This window comes from Streptomyces sp. MspMP-M5 (assembly GCF_000373585.1).
Taxonomy (GTDB): Bacteria; Actinomycetota; Actinomycetes; order Streptomycetales; family Streptomycetaceae; genus Streptomyces.
Map to the genome: position 1 here is coordinate 52324 of NZ_KB891887.1, position 20156 is coordinate 72479.

Annotated in this window: 17 protein-coding genes and 1 pseudogene; 7 read left to right on the forward strand and 11 right to left on the reverse strand. The window is 72.7% G+C overall.

The window, feature by feature from the left end; all coding sequences use genetic code 11:
* Positions 1-89 precede the first annotated feature (89 nt).
* Together B073_RS0115600 and B073_RS0115605 are read right to left on the reverse strand one after the other, a co-directional pair.
* Positions 90-1280 (reverse strand): GDSL-type esterase/lipase family protein, encoded by a 1191-nt coding sequence (locus tag B073_RS0115600; protein WP_018539018.1) that lies wholly within the window; start codon positions 1278-1280, stop codon positions 90-92.
* Positions 1281-1284: 4 nt separating this feature from the next.
* Positions 1285-1887, reverse strand: coding sequence for a TetR/AcrR family transcriptional regulator (locus B073_RS0115605; protein ID WP_018539019.1), 603 nt, complete (start codon positions 1885-1887; stop codon positions 1285-1287).
* Positions 1888-2254: 367 nt separating this feature from the next.
* On the opposite strand from B073_RS0115605, the gene B073_RS0115610 reads away from it, so the two are divergent.
* Positions 2255-3058 (forward strand): S1 family peptidase, encoded by an 804-nt coding sequence (locus B073_RS0115610; RefSeq protein ID WP_234025091.1) that lies wholly within the window; start codon positions 2255-2257, stop codon positions 3056-3058.
* 96 nt (positions 3059-3154) lie between these two features.
* Here the strand turns inward: B073_RS0115610 and B073_RS0115615 are convergent, their stop codons facing one another.
* From B073_RS0115615 to B073_RS0115635, 5 genes are read right to left on the reverse strand one after another with little or no spacing between them, the layout of a single operon-like run.
* Positions 3155-5782: an acyl-CoA reductase gene (locus B073_RS0115615; protein WP_018539021.1), complete on the reverse strand. Its 2628-nt coding sequence runs from the start codon at positions 5780-5782 to the stop codon at positions 3155-3157.
* A complete protein-coding gene (locus B073_RS0115620; protein WP_018539022.1) occupies positions 5782-6945 on the reverse strand; it encodes an acyl-protein synthase in 1164 nt (387 codons plus the stop codon). The genes B073_RS0115615 and B073_RS0115620 overlap by 1 nt, the downstream gene beginning before the upstream one ends.
* On the reverse strand, positions 6942-8198 hold the full coding sequence (locus tag B073_RS47855; protein WP_018539023.1) for a GNAT family N-acetyltransferase: 1257 nt from the start codon (positions 8196-8198) through the stop codon (positions 6942-6944). The genes B073_RS0115620 and B073_RS47855 overlap by 4 nt, the downstream gene beginning before the upstream one ends.
* Positions 8195-9541 (reverse strand): MFS transporter, encoded by a 1347-nt coding sequence (locus tag B073_RS0115630; RefSeq protein ID WP_018539024.1) that lies wholly within the window; start codon positions 9539-9541, stop codon positions 8195-8197. Before B073_RS0115630 ends, B073_RS47855 begins: the two co-directional genes overlap by 4 nt.
* Positions 9538-10863, reverse strand: a complete 1326-nt coding sequence (locus B073_RS0115635) for a phenylacetate--CoA ligase family protein (RefSeq protein WP_026247412.1) — start codon at positions 10861-10863, stop codon at positions 9538-9540. Before B073_RS0115635 ends, B073_RS0115630 begins: the two co-directional genes overlap by 4 nt.
* 402 nt (positions 10864-11265) lie before the next feature.
* Here B073_RS0115635 and B073_RS0115640 point away from each other — a divergent pair, with 402 nt between their 5' ends.
* On the forward strand, positions 11266-12375 hold the full coding sequence (locus tag B073_RS0115640; RefSeq protein WP_018539026.1) for a M20 family metallopeptidase: 1110 nt from the start codon (positions 11266-11268) through the stop codon (positions 12373-12375).
* A 73-nt stretch (positions 12376-12448) separates the two neighbouring features.
* Here B073_RS0115640 and B073_RS0115645 read toward each other — a convergent pair whose 3' ends face one another.
* Complete coding sequence (locus B073_RS0115645) at positions 12449-13030, reverse strand: GNAT family N-acetyltransferase (RefSeq protein ID WP_018539027.1); 582 nt, start codon at positions 13028-13030, stop codon at positions 12449-12451.
* Between the two features lie 223 nt (positions 13031-13253).
* Between B073_RS0115645 and B073_RS0115650 the strand changes: the two genes are divergently transcribed.
* Both B073_RS0115650 and B073_RS0115655 read left to right on the forward strand, forming a co-directional pair.
* Positions 13254-13928 (forward strand): TetR family transcriptional regulator, encoded by a 675-nt coding sequence (locus B073_RS0115650; protein WP_018539028.1) that lies wholly within the window; start codon positions 13254-13256, stop codon positions 13926-13928.
* Positions 13929-13953: 25 nt separating this feature from the next.
* Positions 13954-15144, forward strand: coding sequence for an acyltransferase family protein (locus B073_RS0115655; protein ID WP_018539029.1), 1191 nt, complete (start codon positions 13954-13956; stop codon positions 15142-15144).
* A gap of 192 nt (positions 15145-15336) precedes the next feature.
* Here the strand turns inward: B073_RS0115655 and B073_RS47860 are convergent.
* Together B073_RS47860 and B073_RS0115660 are read right to left on the reverse strand one after the other, a co-directional pair.
* A pseudogene (locus B073_RS47860) lies at positions 15337-15816 on the reverse strand (DedA family protein); the annotation flags it as partial.
* Positions 15813-16589 carry a methyltransferase domain-containing protein gene (locus B073_RS0115660; RefSeq protein ID WP_018539030.1) on the reverse strand — a complete coding sequence of 259 codons (777 nt, stop codon included), beginning with the start codon at positions 16587-16589 and terminating at the stop codon, positions 15813-15815. The pseudogene B073_RS47860 and the gene B073_RS0115660, both read right to left, overlap by 4 nt.
* A gap of 132 nt (positions 16590-16721) precedes the next feature.
* Here B073_RS0115660 and B073_RS0115665 point away from each other — a divergent pair, with 132 nt between their 5' ends.
* The 3 genes from B073_RS0115665 (at position 16722) to B073_RS45210 (ending at position 19449) form a co-directional block, all read left to right on the forward strand.
* On the forward strand, positions 16722-17882 hold the full coding sequence (locus tag B073_RS0115665; protein WP_051094016.1) for a sensor histidine kinase: 1161 nt from the start codon (positions 16722-16724) through the stop codon (positions 17880-17882).
* Entirely contained in the window at positions 17879-18529 is a 651-nt protein-coding gene (locus B073_RS0115670; protein ID WP_018539032.1) for a response regulator, read from the forward strand. The genes B073_RS0115665 and B073_RS0115670 overlap by 4 nt, the downstream gene beginning before the upstream one ends.
* A 140-nt stretch (positions 18530-18669) precedes the next feature.
* Positions 18670-19449, forward strand: a complete 780-nt coding sequence (locus B073_RS45210; protein ID WP_018539033.1) for a DUF6338 family protein — start codon at positions 18670-18672, stop codon at positions 19447-19449.
* A gap of 45 nt (positions 19450-19494) precedes the next feature.
* Here the strand turns inward: B073_RS45210 and B073_RS40065 are convergent, their stop codons facing one another.
* Positions 19495-20148 (reverse strand): GNAT family N-acetyltransferase, encoded by a 654-nt coding sequence (locus B073_RS40065; protein WP_051094017.1) that lies wholly within the window; start codon positions 20146-20148, stop codon positions 19495-19497.
* Positions 20149-20156: the final 8 nt, after the last annotated feature.

Consider the following 20156-nt stretch of genomic DNA (forward strand, 5'->3'; position numbering starts at 1 on the left):
CCGGCCGACGGATGCGTGATGAGTGGCCGGTGTCCGGGTGACTGGCAGGTGGACAGGTGACTCGCACGTGACGGGCAGGCGGCCGGGTGCTACCCGGCGAAGGGGCCGTTGGCGGTGAAGGCCGCCTTGGCGAAGCGTTCGCCGATGCGGCGGTGGGTGGCGGTGTCGGGGTGGAGTTCGTCGGGCAGGGGAAGTTCGGCGGCGTCGGCGGCACCGTAGAGGTCACGGCCGTCGAGGTAGTGCAGATGGGGGTCGTCGGCCGCCCGCTGCTGGACGATGCGGTGGAGTTCGTCCCGGATGACGTTGAGGGTCAGTTTGCCGCCGGCACGCTCCGCCGGATCGCCCGCGGCCCGGAACCGCAGCCGGCCGGTGCCGAGGGCGGTGAGGTCGGGGGCACTGGGGCCGGGGGTGTCTTCGTGGATGGGGCACAGGATCGGCGAGACGACCAGCAGCGGTGCGGTGGGGTGGCCTTCCCGGATGGTGTCGAGGAAGCCGTGGACGGCGGGGGTGAAGGCGCGCAGGCGCATCAGGTCGGCGTTGACCAGATTGATGCCGATCTTGATGCTGATCAGGTCGGCCGGGGTATCGCGCAGGGTGCGGGCGGTGAACGGGTCGAGCAGGGCGCTGCCGCCCAGGCCCAGGTTGATCAGTTCCACGCCGCCGAGGGAGGCGGCGAGCGCGGGCCAGGTGGTGGTGGGACCGGCCGCGTCGGTGCCGTGGCTGATCGAACTCCCGTGGTGCAGCCAGACCTTGCGGCCCTGGTTCGGCACGGGCTCGACGGGGGCGTCGGTGCGCAGGGCGACGAGTTCGGTGGTCTCGTTGTGCGGCAGCCAGATCTCGATGTGCTTGAGGCGGTCGGGCAGGTCGGTGAAGCGGAGGATGCCGGTCGGCCCGGGCTGGTGCCGGGCGCTGCCGGTGATCATGTCGAGGGTCAGGGTGTTGCCGCCGGGCACGCTTGCCTGGCCGGCCGGGCGGCCGTCGACGAGCAGGTCGTAGCGGCCGTCCGGGCGGGGTGGGGCGCCGACGTAGACCCGCTTGGTGGGGAGGGTCTCCAGCTCGACGGCGGTGGCGCGGGTGCGGAACACCAGGCGTACGCCGGAGGGTTGGGACTCGGCCATGGCGAGTTGCCCGTCGGTGCACTGGGCGCGGGCCCATGCGGGCAGCCGGTGTGGCAGCAGTCCGTGCTCGGTGCGCTCCAGGTCGAGGGCGCCGCGCAGGATGTCGGCGGTGATGGGAGTGGTGAGAGGGGTGGTGATCCGGTCGTGGTGCTCGGTGTTCATCGCCTCAGCCTGTTGATCGAGGGGTGGGAAGTGCGGGAGGCGTGGGCCAGTTCCGCAGGAGGGCGTCCAGGGCGTCCACGATGCGCGACCACGTCTCCTGGCTGTCGGGGGCACTGTGGCTGAACCCGCCGCCCATCTCCAGGCTCACGTAACCGTGGAAGACGCTGCCCAGCAGCCGGACCGCATGGGTCTGGTCCGGTTCGGTCAGGTCGTAGCCGCGCAGGATCGCCCGCGTCATCTGGGCGTGCCGGCCGCCGGCGCTGGCGGCCGCGGTCTCCGGGTCGAGCCGGAACTGCGCGGCGGCGTAGCGGCCCGGGTGCTCGCGGGCGTAGTCGCGGTAGACGTTCGCGAAGGCGGCGAGGGCGTCCTTGCCGGCCCGGCCGGCCAGGGCGTCCGCCGCCCGGTCGGCCAGCTCCTCCAGGGCCAGCAGGGCGATCCGGGTCTTGAGGTCATGGGAGTTCTTCAGGTGCGAGTAGAGGCTCGCGACCTTGACGTCGAACCGCCTGGCCAGCGCCGAGACGGTCACCTGCTCGAAGCCCACCTCGTCGGCCAGCTCCGCCGCCGCCCGGGTCAGGCGCTCGACGGTCAGCCCTACACGCGCTGCCATAACTTTCCCTCCACTTACCTGAAACGATTATGCACTTGCCTAAAGCCTTTAGGCAATCCCAAGCCGCTCCCGCATCCGCAATCAGGCGTAACGAACCAGGCCGGATGAGCCCACAGGATGACGTCGGACGCGACCACGGTCTGACGACTGGCGTCAACTCCCGCACTACGTTCGGTGGTTGAGAAGAGACCGGTGGCCGGATGCGGTCGATCCGATACATCCGGTCGATCTGGTCGATCCGGCATACGAGAGGTACGGGAGCGGAATGAGTAGCGGAGCAGCGCGTGCAGAGGGCGCGGCGGGACGGCGGCGGAGGGCCAGACATGGCCGTCGGGCGCGGGCGGGAGTGGCGGTCGGTGCCGCCGTGGTGAGCGTGGCGACGGCGCTGGGCGCGGCCGGTCCGGCCCAGGCGATGTCGGGTGGGACACAGCTGCCGCAGCGCGGCGCGGCACCGTGGCTGGCCACGCTGGCCGTCAAGGGGGACGGCCCGTTGCCGAACCGTGCCTCGTGCGGCGGGGCGCTCATCGCCCCGGACCGGGTGCTCACGGCCGCCCACTGCCTGGACGGCGCGGACTTCCACAAGGCCGAGGTGCACATCGGCTCCTCGGTGCTCTCGAAGGACCCGGGCACCGTACGCGAGATCCGTGCAGTCAGCCTGCACCCGCGGTACAAGCTGCTGCCCTCCCCCGTGGACCCGCACGCCCCCGAGCTGTCCTCGGCGGCCTACGACCTCGCGGAGATCCGCCTCGCCGCGCCCGTGCGCGGCGTCCGGCCGCTGCCCCTCGCCAACCACCGGCCGGCCCCGGGGACCCATGTCTCCCTCTTCAGTCACGGCACCACGGCCGCACCGGACCCGTCCCACCCCGGGCGGGACATCCGCGGCGATGTGCTGCGCCGCGGTGACCTCACCGTCCGGACCCACGCCCAGTGCGCGGCGCAGACACCCGCGGTCGTGGACGACGCGTCGGTCTTCTGCGCCCGCGACGTACCCAGCGGCCGCACCACCATGTGCTTCGGGGACAGCGGCAGCCCGCTGGTCGTCTGGGGGCGTCGCGGCCCGGAGCTGGCCGGCGTGTTCAGCTTCGCCGGTGAGACGGCGGGCAAGGTCTGCGGCCGGCCGGCCGATGCCGCGTTCGCCGATGTCCCGGCCTTGGTAGGGGCGTTGACGTAGCAGAGAGCGACCGGGCACGGCGAAGGGCGGGGGCCGCGACGATGCGTCGCGGCCCCCGCCGCCTTCTCCGCTGTCCTGCGGTGGTCCGGTGGCGCGTCAGGCCGTTGGCTTACGGCGGTCGATGACCGTACGGAGTTTGCCGCTGGTCGGGGTGCGTTCGAAGCCGGCACCGGGGACCGTTTCGACGGTGCAGGTCAGGAGGGCTTCCGGGCCCACGGCCGAGCCGAGTTCGGGGATGTGGGCCAGCAGCGCCGTGCGGGCCGTGTCCGGATCGGGTGCGTAGTGCTCGTCGAGGCGGACGGTGAGGTGTTCGCGGTCGGCGGAGCTGGTCAGGACGAGTTGCAACTCGCCGCGGTAGTCGAGGTGTTCCTCAGCGATCCCGGTGAAGCGGCGGTAGTTGAAGTGGTAGGTGCCCATGCGGAACACGTCGCCGTAGCGTCCGAGGAGTTCGATGCGCGGGGTGTGGCTGCCACAGGGGCACACCCCGTCCACGGCCCGGCCCAGGTCGCCGATCTCGTAGCGCTCCAGGTGCTGACCGGTCCGGGTGCGGGTGGTGAAGACCAGCCTGCCGGGCTGCCCCGGGGCTACCGGTCGGTCTTCCCGGGGGTCGAGGATCTCCAGGGTGTGCAGGTCGGTCAGGACGTGGTGCACCGTGCCCTGGGCCTGGGCGCACTGGTAGCCCAGCGGGCCGAGGTCGGTGCTGCCGTAGGCGGCGGAGCGGATGACCTCCACACCGAAGGTGTCGGTGAGGATGCGGCGCTGTTCGGCGGTGAAGTGCTCGCCACCGTAGTAGATCTTGCGGATGCCGCCGTAGGCGCGCAGCCGCTCGGACTGGCTGTGGAGCAGTTGCCACAGGTAGGACGGCATCCCGAAGAGGGTGTCCACACGGTCGGTGACCAGGGCCTCGGCTATCGCCTCGTGGTCGGGCCCGGCGGCCATCGGGATCTGGGTGGCGCCCAGGCGTTCGAGGATGGAGAAGAAACTGATGAAGCTGCCGTACATCTCCCCGCAGAAGAAGAGGTTGGCGGCACGGTCGTGGGCCGGGTCGAAGCCGGCCGCCAGCAGGCCGTGTGCCGCGGCGCGCATCTGGGTGTCGTAGTCGTCGCAGGTGAAGACGGACAGGGCGGGGGTGCCGGTGGTTCCTCCGCTGCGGAAGTACAGCTGGGCGTGTTCGGGGGCGAGGGAACGCAGTTGGGCCTGGGCCGCCGCCTTGTCCATCAGCGGGCCGGTCGGGGTGGCCGGTGGTGCGGCCGGGGCGATCAGGTCGTCCAGGCACGGGACGGTGGTGAACGCGGTGCCGGTGGTCTGGACGTCGACCCGACGGCTGTAGCGCTGGAGGGCGTAGACGCCGTCGTGCGGCTCGCCGTGGTAGCTGTCGAGCATGGCGCCGAGCGGGGTGATCCGCTGGACGCCCGCGGTGATCAGCGTGCGGGAGAGCTGGGCGAGGTCGGCGCGGCTGCCGCCCACCGCGGCCGTCTGGAGGTAGCGGCGCATGGGCCGCAGGGTCGCGACGATCTCCTGGCGGGGCAGCGGTTTGATCCAGATGGTGCGGTGGAGGGGGGAGGCGGTGAGGGCGGGGCGGGTGTCGGCGAAGACCCGCCAGCTGCCGTCGGCCGCGGCGATGACCTTGGTCAGGCCGAGGTGCTGCTCGGCTCGGGCGACCAGTTCGGTGGTGGTGAGTTCGGCCTGTTCGGCCGCGGCGGTGAGGTCGGTCCCGCCGGTCCCGTCGCTCTCCTCCGTCCCGTCGTCGGTCGCGCTCCACGGGCCGGGGGTCTTCGCGGAGACCTCGTCCAGGACAGCGGCGAACTGCTCGGCGAAGGCGAAGAGTTCGCCCCGAGCATCGGCACCGTCATCGGCGTCGCTGTGGGTTTCGACGTCGAGGTCGAGGTAGACGACCTGCGGGCTGGAGCACGCCTGTTGCTCGACTCGGCAGACATCGGTGGCGAGCGCGGTGAGGGCGGTGCGGTCCGTCCAGGTCTCGCGGGTCAGATAGGCGAACGAGATCTTGTGGCCCCATTCGACGAGCCGGCACCCGGGCGGGAGGAGGGCGGCGACACCTTCCACCGCGGCCTCGCCGCCCCATACGGCCACGGCGTCGGCCGGTGCGCACATCGCCCGCATCAGGTCCTGGCGGCTGGACGGGAAGCGCAGGGCGACGATCCGGCGGCCGAGGGCGCCCGTCGGGTCGGCGGCGGCGAGTTCGGCGAGCAGGTGCTGGGGCAGTGCGGTGTCGCCGCTGCTGGTCTTGAGCACGTTGACGTTGCCCGCGAGCAGGCCCTCGACCACGCTCAGGGGGGCGACGCCGGCGGCGTTGCCGGGGGCGATGTGGACGAGCAGGCCGACCGGGGCCCATGCCTCGTAGATCGTCTCGCGTGCGTCGGGGCGGGTGAACCGTTCCGGGCGCGGTCCGCCGAGTTCGCGGCGGAGTTTGCGTTCCAGGGCCGGCCGGGCCAGGGCGTCGGCGAGTTCGGCGAGCAGGGCGGTGGCTTCGGCGCGTTCGGGTCCGTCCGCGGTGCCGGTCAGGTGGTCCATGAGGCGGGCGTGGACCTCGCCGTGCGGCTGGTGCAGGGCACGGCTGAGGGTGTCGCAGGCGACCAGGACCGTTTCGGTGGAGAGCGGCTCGGCCAGGGTGCGTGCGACGAGGTCCGGCAGCTGGGCGAGGCGTTCGGCCGCTTCGGCGTCGTCGATGAACTCGCCCTGCCAGAAGTGGAGTTGAGTGGACATCAGATTCCCTTCAGGAGTTCGGCGGCGGCCACCGCGCAGCTGCGGTTGCGGCTCACCCCGGCGCGGCCGTGGAGGGTGAACCACGGTGTGGACAGGGCGCAGGCACACGCGTCCCCGGGGTGCAGGGAGGCGAGGTCGCCCATGACGACGCTGTGGGCCGGGACGGAGGTGATGTACGGGGAGACGAGGTGGAGGTAGCCGGGTCGGCCGTACGGCAGGGGCCGCAGGGTGCGGGTGTCCCGTACGGCGGCGCGGGACCAGACCGGGAGGTGCAGTCGGTGGTGGGTGCACTCGACGTACGGCACGCAGTGTTCGACGGAGCCGTAGGTGTCGCGGATGCGGTCCGAGGGGATGCCGAGCTGTTGGGTGACCTCGTCGTAGAAGTCCTCCTTGGCGATCTGCCGGTCGGCGTGGCCCTTCCAGCCGCCGCCGAGGACGACCAGGGAGCCCGGCGGGAGTTGGAGGGGCGGGACGCCGGTGGCGCGCATGCGCTCCAGGGTGAAGTGGAGGAACGCCGGGAAGCCGAGGATGCGGACCGGGCGGTCGTCCTCGGCGTAGCGGCGCAGGGCGTCGATGCAGCCGTGCACGTCGAAGGCGTGGCCGGTTCCGGTGTGCCGCAGGGCGTGGGTGGTGTGGTGGGCCGGTGCGAAGTCGCACAGGTAGTTGTCGGTGAACGAGGTGCCCAGGCGGAGCTGCGGGGCGGGCTCGTAGCTGTAGAGGAGGTAGTTGACGGGCTGGTCGGGGGTGATCCAGCCGTAGTGGTCGAAGATGCGGGCGACCATGCGCTGTGCGGAGCGGATGGTCCACCGGTCGAAGAACATCTGCGACTTCTGGCCGGTGGTGCCGGAGGAGGTCAGGTGCAGGAAGACCTCGTCGCGGGGGATGGAGAGCACCTCGTGGCGCTTGAAGAAGTTGGCGTGAAGGAGCGGGGTGCGGGTGTGCGGGCCGACGGTGGGGGCCGGGGCCTCCGGAGGGTCGGCGAGGAGGGCGCGGAAGAGCGGGGAGCGCTCGGCGTGCCAGGCATTGGCCTCGGCCATCGCGGCCTCGAACAGGGCGTCGGCGTCGGCGCCTGTGGTGTAGGGCGACGGGAGATCGCAGAGGCGCTGGACGTGGGCCAGCGCGGTCGGGGCGGGGACCTCGACGGGGGCGAGATGCGGGTTCATCGGACAACCTCGTGCGGGGGCAGGTAGATCGACGACCAGGCGGTCAGGTAGGCGCTCAGGTACGGCCGGACCAGTGGGCCGACGGCCGTGCTGCGGAAGTCGATCTGGCGGTCGGTGCGGGAGAGGACGACGTAGTCGTGGAAGCGGTCGCCGACCCGGCGCATGGCCGGGTAGCCGGCGCTGGGGACGAAACCGGAGGACAGGAAGGCGTACAGCCCGGCGGTGTCGGAGAGCGGCAGCAGCGTCTCGACGTAGTCGGCGCCGGCCCGGCCGAGCACGGTCATCAGCGAGTCGAGTGCGCCGGTGGCGGCCCACGGGTGCGGGTGCACCGCGACCAGGGCGCAGCTGCCGGCCGCCGGGTCGAGGTCCGCGTAGATCTCGAACTCGCCGTCCGGCGACGCCAGCACCGTGTTCGGGGTGCGCAGCGGCGAGTAGGCGCCCGCGGGGTCCGGGAAGAGTTCACGGAACCGCCGGCGGACGAAGCCGGGGGCGGTGATGACTTCCATGGGGGTCTGCGTACGCGGGCGGGTGCGGGTCCCGGCGTGGGTGACCGCGGGTGCGGTCAGCAGCGTGCCCGGGGGTGCCTCGGCCACCGCGGTGCCGCCGGTACCGCCGGTACCGCCCAGGTGGGACAGCGGGTGGTCGGTGTCGGGGACGGGAGCGGGGAGGGCGAGCGTCCCGGTGCACGGGATGCCGATGCTCTCCTCGGCCGCTCCCAGCAGCGGCAGCAGTGCCTGGGGCACGGCGGTGACCTGTTCACGGCGTTCGAGGACGCCCTCGGCGTAGCAGGCGAACAGGGCCAGCGTCTCGCAGCCGGAGACGTCGGCCGCGTTGGGCAGCAGACCGAGCGGCCGGTAGCCGTTGCGGGCGACGACGCGTTGCGGGGCCTGGGTGACCAGGCGGACGGTGGTGTGGATGGAGTCCAGGGCGCCGGTGGCGAAGGCGTCCGCGGTGACCGCGCCGGTCAGCCGGCCGGCCAGGCCGCCGCCCCGGTGGTCCGGGTGGACGGCCAGGCCGACGAGTTTGCCCAGGCGATTGCCCGGATCGGTCTGGACGACCACGGAACCGGCCAGTTCACCGGTGTCCGCGCGGTGCGCGACGAGCCAGTGACTGTGCGGGTCGGTGATCAGCCGGTGCATCTCGGTGGGGTCGCTGCCCAGGGCGACCGGATAGCCGTGGCCGTACACCTCGAAGTACAACTGCCGGAGTTCGGCGATGTCCTGGGGCGCGGCGGGGCGGAGGGTGGTGGTCATCGGGCCTTCTCCAGGGGCGGGTTGCCGGCGGTCGACGCCCTGGCCGGGGCGGCGTCGGAGGTGGCCGGACCGGTCTCGTCGGCGGCGCCGGTCGGTGCGTCCGGGTGGCGTCCGGCCCACCACAGCGCCACGGCGAGCGGTGCCAGTCCGACGGCCTGGAGGACGCACAGGACGCGCGGTGACAGGTGGTCGCCGAGCGCGCCGAAGAGCAGCGAGGACAGCGGGAAGGTGGCGCCGAGCAGTGCCTGCATCATGGCGAAGAAGCCGGGCTTGTCCGCGGCCGGGACCAGTCGTTGGAAGAGTGCGACGAACCGCACCCCGATGGTGCCCACGCACCAGCCCGCGACGATCAGCGCGCCGACGATCGCGGCCCGGTCCGCGAGCAGACCCGGCATCGCGAGGGCCGCGGCCATCACTGCCAGGCAGGCGCCGCCGACGGCCGTGGGCGAGCCCGGCACCCGGGCGCCGGTGAAGGACCCGAGGAGGGTGCCGATGCCCAGGGCCGTCTCCAGCGCGGCCGCCGTGGAGCCGTTCGCGTGCAGCACCGACCGTGTGTAGAGGGGCATGACGACATAGAGCGCGGTGCTGAAGAGGTTCACCGCGGCGAAGCAGAGCAGTACCCGCCGGATGAAGGGGTGGTCGGCGAGGATCTGACGCAGCGTCCGCCGGGGCGGGGCGTCACCGGACGCTGCCGCGGCCTCGTCCCCCGCCGCCGCGCCGCCACGGGGGAAGCGGGTGACGGACACCAGCAGGGCGGCGACGAGGTACGCGCCGGCGCATCCGGCGACGATGCCCGTCAGATCCCAGGCATCCACCACCAGCGGTCCGAGCAGTCCGCCGGCCAGGCCGGCGAGGGACTGGGTGGCGAGTTCGAAGCCGGTCGCGGCCTCGATGTCGGCGTCGTCGACGAGTTCGGGGACGGAGGTGGTCAGGCAGGGGTCGAACAGCGCCTGGCAGCCCGCCAGCAGCAGCGCGGCCGCGTAGGCCACGACGGTGGGCGGCGAGGCGAGCGAAGTCCATCCGGCGGTGACGGCGGCGACCAGGCCCGCCACGGCGGCGGTGGACGCCAGCACCGTACGGTGCGAGCAGCGGGCGATGACGGTGGCCACCAGCGGGGCGAGCGCCACCGCGGGCAGCGTGCTGACCGCGAGGAACACGCCCGAGGCGAGGCCGCGGTCGCCGTCGCCCTCGCCGCCGAGGGCGTGGCCGATCAGCCACCACACCACGCCCACCTGGAACATCCGGCCCGCTGCCTGGGTGAGCACCTGGGCGGCCCAGACGGCGCCGAAGGCCGGGTTGCGCAGGACGACGGGGAGGCGGCGCGGGGCCGAGGTCGCGGTCATGAGTGCGGCCGTTCGTCGATGACCCGCAGCAGCTTGCCGGTGCGCGGGTTGACGGTCAGTTCGCCGTGCCGGACCCACTCCACGCGGAGCGGGTGGATGCGTGCGGCCCCGACCTCCGCGGCGTACATCGGCCGGGCCGCGTCGATCTCCTTGGCGATGGCGGACGCGAGGTGCCCGAGCCCGCTCGTATCCACCTCGTCGGCGTCGACGCTGCGCGGGTCCCGGCCGGGGGACGGCTGCCCGTCCGCCGGGTCCCCGGCCACGGCCAGTCGCAGTACCAGTCCGTCCCGGCCGTCCCAGCGGCGGACGACGAGCTGCACTCCGATCACCCGGTCGGTCGGGTCGGCGGCCCGCACCAGATCGTGCACGTCCTGGGTGTAGAGCGACACCGCGCCTATCCGCACGCCTTCTTCGGCCCGGCCGAGGATGCGGAAGTGCCCCTGTGCCACATCGGTCCACTCGGCCCGGTCGCCCACGGGGTAGCGGATGATCGGCATCAACCGCCGGCGCAGGTCCGTGACGACGACCCGGCCCGCGACGCCCTCGCGGGTCAGCGGCTCACCGGTGTGCTCGTCGAGGATCTCGACGACGGTGTACGGGGTGAACGCGCGGTGGACGCGGGGGTCGGCGCCCGGTACGGCCTCGCCGAGGAGCCCGGAGTCGACACCGGCGTAGCCGATGGAGCGGACCTCTGCCTGCGGGAACGCCTTGCGCAACAGCGGCCGCTGGTCCTCGAACAGTCCCTCGCCGCCGAAGAACAGGATCTGCACGCCGGGGAGTTGACGGCCCTCCCGCACGAGGTGGTCCGCGAGGCCGCAGAGCGTCGTGGTGGTGCCGGCGACCACGTCGACGTCGAATTCCTCCAGGGTGTGCACGGTCGACGCGAGCGGCGCGCCGCCGCCGATCGGCAGCCGGACGTTGCCGACGGGTGCCCGGTGGAGGGAGTCCAGGACGAAGGTGAAGCTGGCATAGAGTTCGCCGGCGTAGAAGAGGTCCGCGACCCGGTGTCCGGGGCGGAGTCCGGCGGCGACGAGTCCACTGCCGAACGCGGAGGTGAATTCCCGCCATTCCTCACGGGTATAGACGGAGAACTTCGGTGCGCCGGTCGTGCCGCCGCTCTTGAAAACCACCGCCTCGTCGAGCGGTCCGGTCAAAAGGCTGTTCCGGCGGGGAGTGTTGGCGCGCCAGAATGCGTCGTGCGGGACGACCGGCAAGGCCGTCAGCTCGTCCACCTGATCGGGAAGACCGGCGTAGAGGTCCCGATAGAAGGGTGAGTTGTGACGCACGAAGCGTATGAGATCCGTCAATAGTTGAACGGGCATTGTTTTCCTGTTTTTTGGCACTCTGAAGGACCGGTACCGCGGGGTGTGCGGCACCAGTTCTCGATGTAGGGGTCAGCGGCTGTCGACTCGGGAAAGCCCGATCAGGGTCTTTCCCGAGGACGTCACCGCGCTGGGCACTTCGATCGGTGATGGTATGTCATGGACGAAGCGCCGGGTTACCAGCATAGCGTCCGCAAAAACCTTTTTCGGCCATCACCGGCACAGTAGATGGCCTACGCATCCACTCAGTTCCTTTTGTTAGTGGTGACTTGGCTCACCACTCGGTTTTCCGGCACGGAACACGACACGATTACGCGGCCCCGCCGGCCTCTTCGAGACCTTCGCGCTGCGCCGGTAATGGGCGGACCGGGCGGCGCTCCCATGGCCGGATACCCTCGCCCCATGACGATGCACAAGCCCCCCTGCCCGACCGTCGAAGCGATGCTCGACGACCTCAGGACGCTCGTGGAAGTCGAGTCCCCCTCGCGCGATGTGGCCGCCCTGACGGCCTCGGCCGAGGCCGTCGCCGGTGTCATCGAGAACCGCCTCGGTGGGCGGGCCGAGTTGGTCGAGAGCGAGGCCGGGCCGCATGTCCGCTGGTCCGGCGGCGGCACTCCCCGGGTGCTGATCCTCGGTCACCATGACACGGTGTTCCCGCTCGGTACGCTTGCCCGCCGTCCGTTCAGGGTGGCGGACGGCCGGGCGACCGGCCCCGGGGTCTTCGACATGCTCGGCGGACTGGTTCAGGCCATTCACGGTCTGGCGTCGCTTCCGGACCGCTCGGGCGTCGAGCTCCTGGTGACCGCCGACGAGGAGGTGGGCTCCGGCTCCTCCCGGACCCTCATCGAGGAACGTGCCCGTGCGTGCGGTGCGGTGCTGGTGTTCGAGGGCGCCGCGGACGGCGGAGGGCTCAAGACCGGCCGCAAGGGCTGCGGTACGTTCGTGGTCTCCGTCGCGGGCCGGGCCTCGCACGCCGGCCTGGAGCCCGCGGCTGGCATCAACGCGCTGGTCGAGGCGGCACACCAGGTGCTGGCCATCGCCGCGCTGGGACGGCCGGAGATCGGCACGACGGTCACGCCGACCGTCGCGTCCGCGGGCACCCTGGACAATGTCGTGCCGGCCGAGGCCACCGTCGTCGTCGACGTCCGGGTCGAGTCGGCCGACGAGAAGGCACGCATCGAGTCCGCCTTCGCGGCGCTGACTCCGCATCTCGACGGGGCGCGGATCACGGTGCAGGGCGCCGTCGGCCGCCCGCCGATGCCCGAGTCGGCGTCCGGCGAACTGTTCGCCATGGCGCAGCGGCTGCTGCCCGGCGTCGAGGGCAAGGCGGTCGGCGGCGGCAGCGACGGCAACTTCACGGCCGCACTGGGCGTGCCCACGCTCGACGGCCTGGGTGCGGTCGGCGGCGGCGCCCACGCCGACCACGAGTACCTGCTCGTCGACACCATGGCCGAACGGGCGGCCCTGGTCGCCGGACTGGTGGACGCGATCCGCAAGGCAGGGAACGCGTAAGGGGGGGCCGGGCCGGCCGGGGCGGGAGTGCCCCGGCCGGCGCGCCCGTCCGCCGGCCGACGCACGGGTCCGGTCAGATGTCGCCCTGTACGAGCGCGTGCAGATGCTCGTCGTGCCAGCCGTCCGCGTGCAACAGGGCGCTGCGCATGGTGCCTTCGAGGGAGAAGCCGGCCTTGGCCGCGACCCGGCAGGACGCCGGATTGGCCACCGAGTGGCACAGTCGCAGCCGATGCAGCCCCAGGTCGTCCAGGGCCCACCGGCTCACGCGCCGGATGGCCTCGACGGCGACCCCACCGCCGCGGGCCGCGGGCAGAACCCAGTAGAGGATCTCGGCGCTGCCGCCGCCGAGATCGATGTCGCCCCAGCCGATGAGTCCCACGGCCTCGCCGCCCGGCCGGGCGATCGCCCAGAGCGCGCTCCGTTCGTCCTGCCACCGGCGGTGCATGCGCTCGATGCGCTGGTGGGCCTCTTCGGTCGTCGCCACCAGCAGGCGGTTCCAGTGGCGAATCGCCGGATCCTGGGCGGCAGTCAGCAGCACCTCGGCGTCGGAGCGGCGCCAGGGGCGCAGTTCCCCTCCGCCAGGCAGGTCGAGCACCGGCTGGGCGCTCCGGGCCATCCGGCCTGCGGTCACGACGGCCGGTACGACGCCTGGCACGGTGACCGGCTCGGCTGCCGCCGCAGTGACTGGCTCAGTGACTGACGCAGCGACTGACGCGGCGGCTGGTTGGGACGAGTGGGATGTCATCGCGGCATCGTGCCACAGCCCTGCTGCGACGCATCGTGTCATTTCCCGGTCAGGCGCGCCCGGTTGGCGTGATGCGCCACCGGCTCGCGGCCTCGTCTGGACATCGTCTGGCCGACCGGCTAAATTTTTGGCCATGCGGTCAGAAAATGGGTCAGGCGGCCGGCACGGCAGCACCGGCGGCGAACAGAAGGCATCGGAGCCCGGACGCTCGCTCATCGAGAAGGTGCGCCGGGCCCAGATCATCGAAGCCGCCATCGAGGTCATTGCGGAACGGGGGTTCGCGAAGGCTTCGATGGCCCAGATCGCCGAACGGGCGGGCATCAGCAAGGGCGTGATCTCGTATCACTTCGCCGGCAAGAACGAGTTGATCGAGCGGACCGTCGAGCAGGTCTACGACGCGCTCGGCACCTTCATCGCGTCCCGCCTCGCAGGACAGGCCGGCACGGACGTCTGGTTGCGAGTCTACATCGGGTCGCTCGCGGAGTACATGGCCGACCACCGGACCCAACTCGCCGCGCTCGGCGAGATCTTCACGCACTTCCGCACCGAGGACGGCGACCTCCGCTACGGCATCGCCTCCAGCGAGCCGATCTACGCCCACGTGGAGGGCGTCTTCCGCGCGGGCCAGGAGAGCGGCGAACTCCGTCCGTTCGACGTGCGGGTGATGGCCGTCAGCCTCCAGGCCGCGATCGACAACATGTTCGCGTACTGGAGCGTCCACCCCGAGCACGACCTCATGGCACACGCCCGGGAGATCACCGCTCTCTTCTGGCAAGCCACCCGGGCCGACCAGCGCGCCGATTCCTGAACCACACCGAAGACGGGGGAACTTCATGGCACACGACACCGGGCGCACGACGGCGCCCGCCGGCACCGACGGACCCGGGCGCCCACGCCTGCACTACGTCGACAACCTGCGCATCACCCTGACGGTACTGGTGGTGCTGCACCACACGGCCGTCACCTACGGCGACATCCCGCTCTGGTACTACACCGAGCCCGCCAAGGACGGCAGCGGGCTGCTCCTGGACGCCTTCGTCATGCTCAACCAGGCGTTCTTCATGGGCTTCTTCTTCATGATCGCCGGCTACTTCACACCGCCGTCCTACGACCGCAAGGGGCCGGGACCGTTCCTCCGGGACCGCCTGAGGCGACTGGGCATCCCCCTGCTCGCCTTCCTGCTCGTGCTGCGACCCCTCGCCGGCATCGACGGCTTCCTCCAGCTCAAGTCGACCATGGCGGCTCACGGCCAGGCGCTCCCCTACTGGATCTACTACCTGATGAGCTGGGACCCGGGCCCGCTGTGGTTCGTGGAAGTGCTGCTGGCGTTCGCCCTGGTCTATGCCCTCGTCCGGCGTCGTGCCGCGCGCCGCGCGACGGCCGCGGCCGGTGCGGCGGTGCCTGTCCGGCCGACGCCGCGGCCGCTGCGACCGCGCACCCTCGTCGTCTTCACCGTCTGCCTGGCCCTCGCCACCTACGCATGGCGCATCGTCGTCCCGGGCACCGTGTACGTTCCGGTGCTCGGGCTGCCCACCCCCAACTTCCTGCCGCAGTACGCGAGTTTCTTCGTGCTGGGCGTCCTCGCGCACCGCCGCGGCTGGGCACAGTCCCTCACCCGCCGGATGGGGCGGCTGGGCTTCGTGGTCGCAGGCGTCGCGACGCTGACCTATCTGCCGATCCTGACCACGGCGGCGAGCGGGACGATCGACGGAAACGGCACCTGGCAGTCCCTGGCCGCGGCCCTCTGGGAGTCGACGTTCGCGGTGAGCATCGTCGTGGGCCTGACCGTGCTCTTCCGTGAGCGCTTCAACCACCAGGGCAGGAAGGCCGCGTTCCTCTCCCGGCACGCCTTCGCGGTCTACCTCCTGCACGCGCCGGTGCTGGTCGGGCTGGGTCTGGCCTTCCATTGGCTGCACGCCCCGGCCGTCGCCAAGTTCGCCCTCGTCGGCGCGCTGGCGCTGCCGCTGTGCTGGGCCGTGGCCTACGCCGTACGCCGCCTGCCGCGCGCCGACCGGGTGCTGTAGGGACGACGACGATGACGGGAGGCGGCTGCGGGACGGGCTTGGCTGGTCCAACTCGCGCCGCCTCGCTTCATGATGACGTCTCGTCAGGCGCATCCCCACGAATCCGGCACAGGCGAGCGCGGCCGCCGCGAGCACTGGGCCGCCGGTGGTGACCGCGCGCCGGAGCACCGGCGCGGCGGCGTATCCGGTGCCGGCCTCGGCGGCGGCCCACAGCGGAGCGGCCAGGGCGCTGTAGGGGGCGATGCGGCGATAGGGCAGGCCGGTGGCACCGGCCAGGTGCGGCGTCAGGGTGCGGACCACGGGGGCGAAGCGGGCCAGGAAGACGGCCGGTCCGCCGCGGCGGGCCATCAGTGCCTGGGCGCGCTGCCATGCGGCGGCGGGAAGGCGGCGGCCGGCGCGTCCGGCACGTCCGGCGCGCAGACGGTCGGCCAGCAGGCGTCCGGTGCGGTGGGCCAGGAAGTCGCCCGCCACCACGGCACAGGCCGCGGTCGCGATGACGAGCGGGAGGCTCAACTGCCCGGCGCGGGCCAGTGCGCCGGCGCCGAGGAGCAGTGTGAAGGTGGGGACGAAAGCGCCGACGAGCAGCACCGACTCGGCCAGGACTGCCGCGGCCAGCACGGCGTAGGCGGCCGCGCTGGGGAGAGGACCGAAGGAGGCGGGCCAGACGCTCACCGGGCCGCTCCGGTCGCGGCGGGCCGCGGTGCGGGGAGGACGGACAGGGGGCGTCGGAGCTGCCAGACATGGGCCGGGGGAAGGTTGCGCCAGACCGTGTGACGGTCCGTGGCGCAGCGACGCCGGTAGCCGGCCATGATCTCGTCGACGGCCCGGTGCCGGCGGGCTTCGGCCGGTGCGGCCAGCAGGGCGCGGGCCGTGCGGGTGCCCCGGTAGGCGAAGTAGGTGAGGGTGCCGCCGGGGCGGAGCAGCTCCAGAAACCGGCTCATGATCGTCTCCACCTCTCGGGGGGTGAAGTTGGTCAGGGGCAGGCCGGAGACGATGACGTCGTAGCGCCGGTCGGTGTCCAGGTGCTCGACGCGGGTGTGGTGGACGTCGATGCGGACGCGGGGATGGGTGCCGGTGCCGGCGGCCGGGTGTGGCGCGGTGGCGACGAGGTGCCGCAGGCGGGCGGCGAACCGGGGGTTGGCGTCGATGACGTCGAGGCTGCTGCCCGGCGGGAGTTGGGGAATCAGGGCACGGGTGACCGCTCCGGTGCCGGCGCCCGCCTCCAGCACGGTCAGCGGTCGCGGTGCCCGGCTGCGTACCGGGGCGGTCAGTGTGTGGGCCAGGGCCCTGCCGCTGGGGGCGACCGCGCCTGTGGTGCGCATGTCGCGGACGGCTTCGGCCAGGAACGTCCAGCCGTCGGCGGAGCGCCGCGGACGGGCCGGGCCGGGCGAGGTGGCCGGAGAGACGGCGGGGGCAGGGGCGGGCGAGGTGGTACGGGATGTCATGACGGTGACGCTAGGAATTCGTCCGGGCCGGCGGATCCGCCGTTGTGCGAGCCGCCGCACCGACGAAAGTAGGGGGCCGCGGTCGCAGTTCGTCGTAAGTGCCGCCGCGGGTGGGCCACTTAGGATGCCGGAATGAGCCGGAGAGAGCACCCGCGGTGGGGCGGAAGCCCGCGCTGGGCCGCCTACGGGCGGTGCGCTCTGGTGGTGCTGGTGACCCTCAACTCCGTGCAGTACGGCGCGCTGGCCTCCGACGGGCGGTATCTGGCCCTGTGCCCGGCCGCCGGGTTGCTGTGCGGACTGGCCCTGCTGGTGCGACGGTTGCCGTGGCCGACCGCGCCGCTCCTGACCACCGCGGCGACCGCATGGTGGGGGTCACCGACGATGCCGCTGCTGCTGGTGGCCCTGTTCGACCTGGCGGCACAGCGTCGGGCCCGGGTCGCGGTGGGCTGCGCCGTCCTCGTCCTCGGGGTCAACTTCCTCACCGTCCCGCAGTTCTCGCTGTGGAATCCGCAGCAGTACGGCTCCAGTCTGTTTCTGCTGCTGCCGGTGGTCGGCGGGCTGTGGGTGGGCAACCGGCGCCGCCTGGTGGAGGCGCTCAACGCGCAGGTCGAACACCTGTGGACCGAGCGGGAGTTGCGCGAGGAGGCGGCCCGCGCGGCCGAACGTTCCCGGATCGCGGCCGAGATGCACGACGTGCTGGCCCACCGCCTGAGCCTGATCGCCCTGCACACCGGGGTCCTGGCCACCAGGACGGATGCCCTGCCCGCACCGGTCGGCCAGCGCCTCGACCTGCTGCGCACCGCGTCCACCGAGGCGCTGGCCGACCTGCGCGACGTCCTCGGCGTCCTGCGCGACCGGGCCGCCGCCCCTGCCGCCGCGCCGATGCCCGTCCTGCGCGAGGTGGACGAGCTGGTCGAGCAGGCCCGCGCCGCCGGGCAGCAGGTCGAGGTGCACCTCGACGGCCGCCCCGAGCAGGCACCGGCCACCCACCGGCTGGCCGTCCACCGCCTGATCCAGGAGGCGCTGACCAACGCCCGCAAGCACGCCGGCGGTTCCCCGGTGGTTCTCCGCATCGCCTACCGGCCGCCGGCCACCACCGTCGACGTCACCAACGCCCCCGGCTCCCGCAGTCCGGACGCCGTCGCCTCCGGGTTCGGTCTGATCGGTCTGCGCGAGCGCGTCACCGCACTCGGCGGCGACCTGCGCGCCGGACCGGACGGGGACGGCGCCTGGCGACTGGCCGCCCGTATTCCCCATCCGCCCGGCAGCGAGCAGAACGGCACCCGCACATGATCCGCGTCATGATCGTCGACGACGACCCCCTGGTCCGCCTGGGCCTGGCCGACCTCCTGGACGGCGACGCCGGCATCGGGGTCGTCGCCCAGGCATCCGACGGCCTGCACGCCGTCGAACAGGCCACCGTCCATCGCGTCGACGTCGCCCTGGTGGACGTCCGTATGCCCCGCATGGACGGCATCACCGCCACCGCCCGGCTGCGCGCCCTCCCCCACCCGCCGAAAGTGATCACCCTGACCACCTTCGACCTCGACGACTACGTCTACAACGCGCTCGCGGCCGGGGCCGACGGCTTTCTGCTCAAGGACACCGAACCGGCCGAGATCCTGCGCGCCGTGCACCTCGTCGCCGCCGGCTCCGCGATGCTCCATCCCGCCGCGGCCCGTCGTGTGATCGACCGCTACCACGCCACCAGCGGGCCCCGGGCGAGCAGCGCCCGATCCCGCGTCGGACGGCTCACCCCACGCGAGCACGACGTGCTGACCCTGCTCGCCCAGGGCGGGACCAACGCCGACATCGCGGCCCGCCTCGGCATGCGCGAAAGCACCGTCAAGGCCCATGTCAGCCGCATCCTGACCGCGTTGGACGTCACCAACCGCGTCCAGGCCGCCCTGCTGGCCCGCGACGCCGGCCTCGCGCCGTAGGGCCTCGGGCCGTTCGGGTCGTGCGGCGCGCTCGCCGGGCCCGGCGTGACGGCGGCGGGCGGGGTACGTCATGCTGGGCGCGTCAGGTGCAGGGCATGGGGTGAAGGCGCCAGGGCGGGGGTTCGATGGTTCCGGGAACGGTGGCACAACTGACGATCCTGCTGGTGCTCGTCCTGCCCGGCGTGTTCTACCAGGCCGTGCGGGAGCGCTTGCGGGGCAGCCTGGCCGCCGAACAGGAGCCGCAGAACCGGCTGGTGCGTGCCATCGCCGCGGGTGCGCTGCTGGACGCCGGGTACGCCGTGGTGGCCGGGCCGTGGCTGGTCGACCTGCTGACCGGGGGCGGGCAGGGGCCGCTCGCCGGGGTCCTGCGACATCCCCAACGAGCCGGCGCGGCCGCGCTGTTGCTGGTCGTCGTGGTGCCGTCCGCCGCTGCCTGGGCGGGGCACGCCTGGCGCCGGCGGCGCGCGTCCGCACGGTACGAGCCCACGCCGACGGCCTGGGACGCCCTCTTCCGCAACCGCGGGTCCTGCTTCGTGCGGGTGCGGCTCAAGAGCGGGCTGTGGGTGGGCGGTTGGCTCGGCTCACGGTCGGCGGTCTCGGCGTATCCGCAGCCGGCCGACCTCTATCTCCAGGCGCAGTACCGCATGGGGCCGGACGGCAGGTTCCTGGGGCGGGTCCCCGGCACGGCGGGGGTGTATGTGCGGGCGGCCGAGGTGGACGTCCTGGAGGTCCTGCTGCCACCAGCGGCGGGCGCGACGGAAGGAGAGGGCGATGACGGACCGGAGCGGCGCGGAGGAGGAGTTGGAGAGCCTGGTCGCGGAGTTCTCGACCCGCAGGGGGACCTACCGGCCCACGGACGACCTGACGGAGCCCGACGAGGTGCCGCCGGGGCCGTCGGGGACGGCGACGGCGACGGGTGAGGCCGCGCCGGGCGCGAGCCCGGGCGACCCGGGGCCGGCGGCGTCCTAGCGACTGCCCTGAAGCCTGTCCTCGGGCCTGTCCTGGGACCTGTCCGGTGGGGTGGCGTGGGGCCCGTCCGAGGGGATGGCGTGGGTCCGGGCTGCCTGGCTTCGGGTGAGGCGCCAGATCTGGTCCTCGCCGGTTTCGGCCGGCGCGAGGCGTTCAGCGGGGCGGCGGCAGCGGACGGTGAAGCCGAGGCGGGCCGGGATGGCGCCGCTGGCGTGGTTGGCCGGGTCGTGGACGATCTCGACCCACTCGACGCCGGGCAGGCGGAACGCCTCCGCGGCCAGGGCGCGGGCCGCCCGGGTCGCCACCCCGCGGCCGCTGGCGGCGGGGTGCAGCCAGTAGCCGATCTCACAGCCGTCGGGCGGGGTGTCGTCGTGCCGGTACAGTCCGCAGGAGCCGACGATCGCGCCGTTCAGCACGATCGCGTAGGTGAAGTCCTTGCCGTCGTCCCAGAGTTGGGCGCGGCTGCCGAGGAACTCGATGGTTCTGGACGGGCTCCGGCCCGAGGCCCAGGGCGCCCAGGGGCGCAGGTGCTCCCGCGACTCCTCGACGACCCGGAGGAACTCCGGCAGGTCCGTGTCGGCGTCGAAGCGCCGCAGGGTCAGGTCGCCCAGGTCGATCACGGGTGGGGGAAGAGGTGTCTTCGCGTCCATGTCCGGAG

What these genes read in the sequence shown, in the direction of transcription:
- B073_RS0115600 (WP_018539018.1), bottom strand. Translation starts at nt 1,280, where the DNA reads ATGAACACCGAGCACCACGACCGGATCACCACCCCTCTCACCACTCCC.
- B073_RS0115605 (WP_018539019.1), bottom strand. Translation starts at nt 1,887, where the DNA reads ATGGCAGCGCGTGTAGGGCTGACCGTCGAGCGCCTGACCCGGGCGGCG.
- B073_RS0115615 (WP_018539021.1), bottom strand. Translation starts at nt 5,782, where the DNA reads ATGTCCACTCAACTCCACTTCTGGCAGGGCGAGTTCATCGACGACGCC.
- B073_RS0115620 (WP_018539022.1), bottom strand. Translation starts at nt 6,945, where the DNA reads ATGAACCCGCATCTCGCCCCCGTCGAGGTCCCCGCCCCGACCGCGCTG.
- B073_RS47855 (WP_018539023.1), bottom strand. Translation starts at nt 8,198, where the DNA reads ATGACCACCACCCTCCGCCCCGCCGCGCCCCAGGACATCGCCGAACTC.
- B073_RS0115630 (WP_018539024.1), bottom strand. Translation starts at nt 9,541, where the DNA reads ATGACCGCGACCTCGGCCCCGCGCCGCCTCCCCGTCGTCCTGCGCAAC.
- B073_RS0115635 (WP_026247412.1), bottom strand. Translation starts at nt 10,863, where the DNA reads ATGCCCGTTCAACTATTGACGGATCTCATACGCTTCGTGCGTCACAAC.
- B073_RS0115640 (WP_018539026.1), top strand. Translation starts at nt 11,266, where the DNA reads ATGACGATGCACAAGCCCCCCTGCCCGACCGTCGAAGCGATGCTCGAC.
- B073_RS0115650 (WP_018539028.1), top strand. Translation starts at nt 13,254, where the DNA reads ATGCGGTCAGAAAATGGGTCAGGCGGCCGGCACGGCAGCACCGGCGGC.
- B073_RS0115655 (WP_018539029.1), top strand. Translation starts at nt 13,954, where the DNA reads ATGGCACACGACACCGGGCGCACGACGGCGCCCGCCGGCACCGACGGA.
- B073_RS0115660 (WP_018539030.1), bottom strand. Translation starts at nt 16,589, where the DNA reads ATGACATCCCGTACCACCTCGCCCGCCCCTGCCCCCGCCGTCTCTCCG.
- B073_RS0115665 (WP_051094016.1), top strand. Translation starts at nt 16,722, where the DNA reads ATGAGCCGGAGAGAGCACCCGCGGTGGGGCGGAAGCCCGCGCTGGGCC.
- B073_RS0115670 (WP_018539032.1), top strand. Translation starts at nt 17,879, where the DNA reads ATGATCCGCGTCATGATCGTCGACGACGACCCCCTGGTCCGCCTGGGC.
- B073_RS40065 (WP_051094017.1), bottom strand. Translation starts at nt 20,148, where the DNA reads ATGGACGCGAAGACACCTCTTCCCCCACCCGTGATCGACCTGGGCGAC.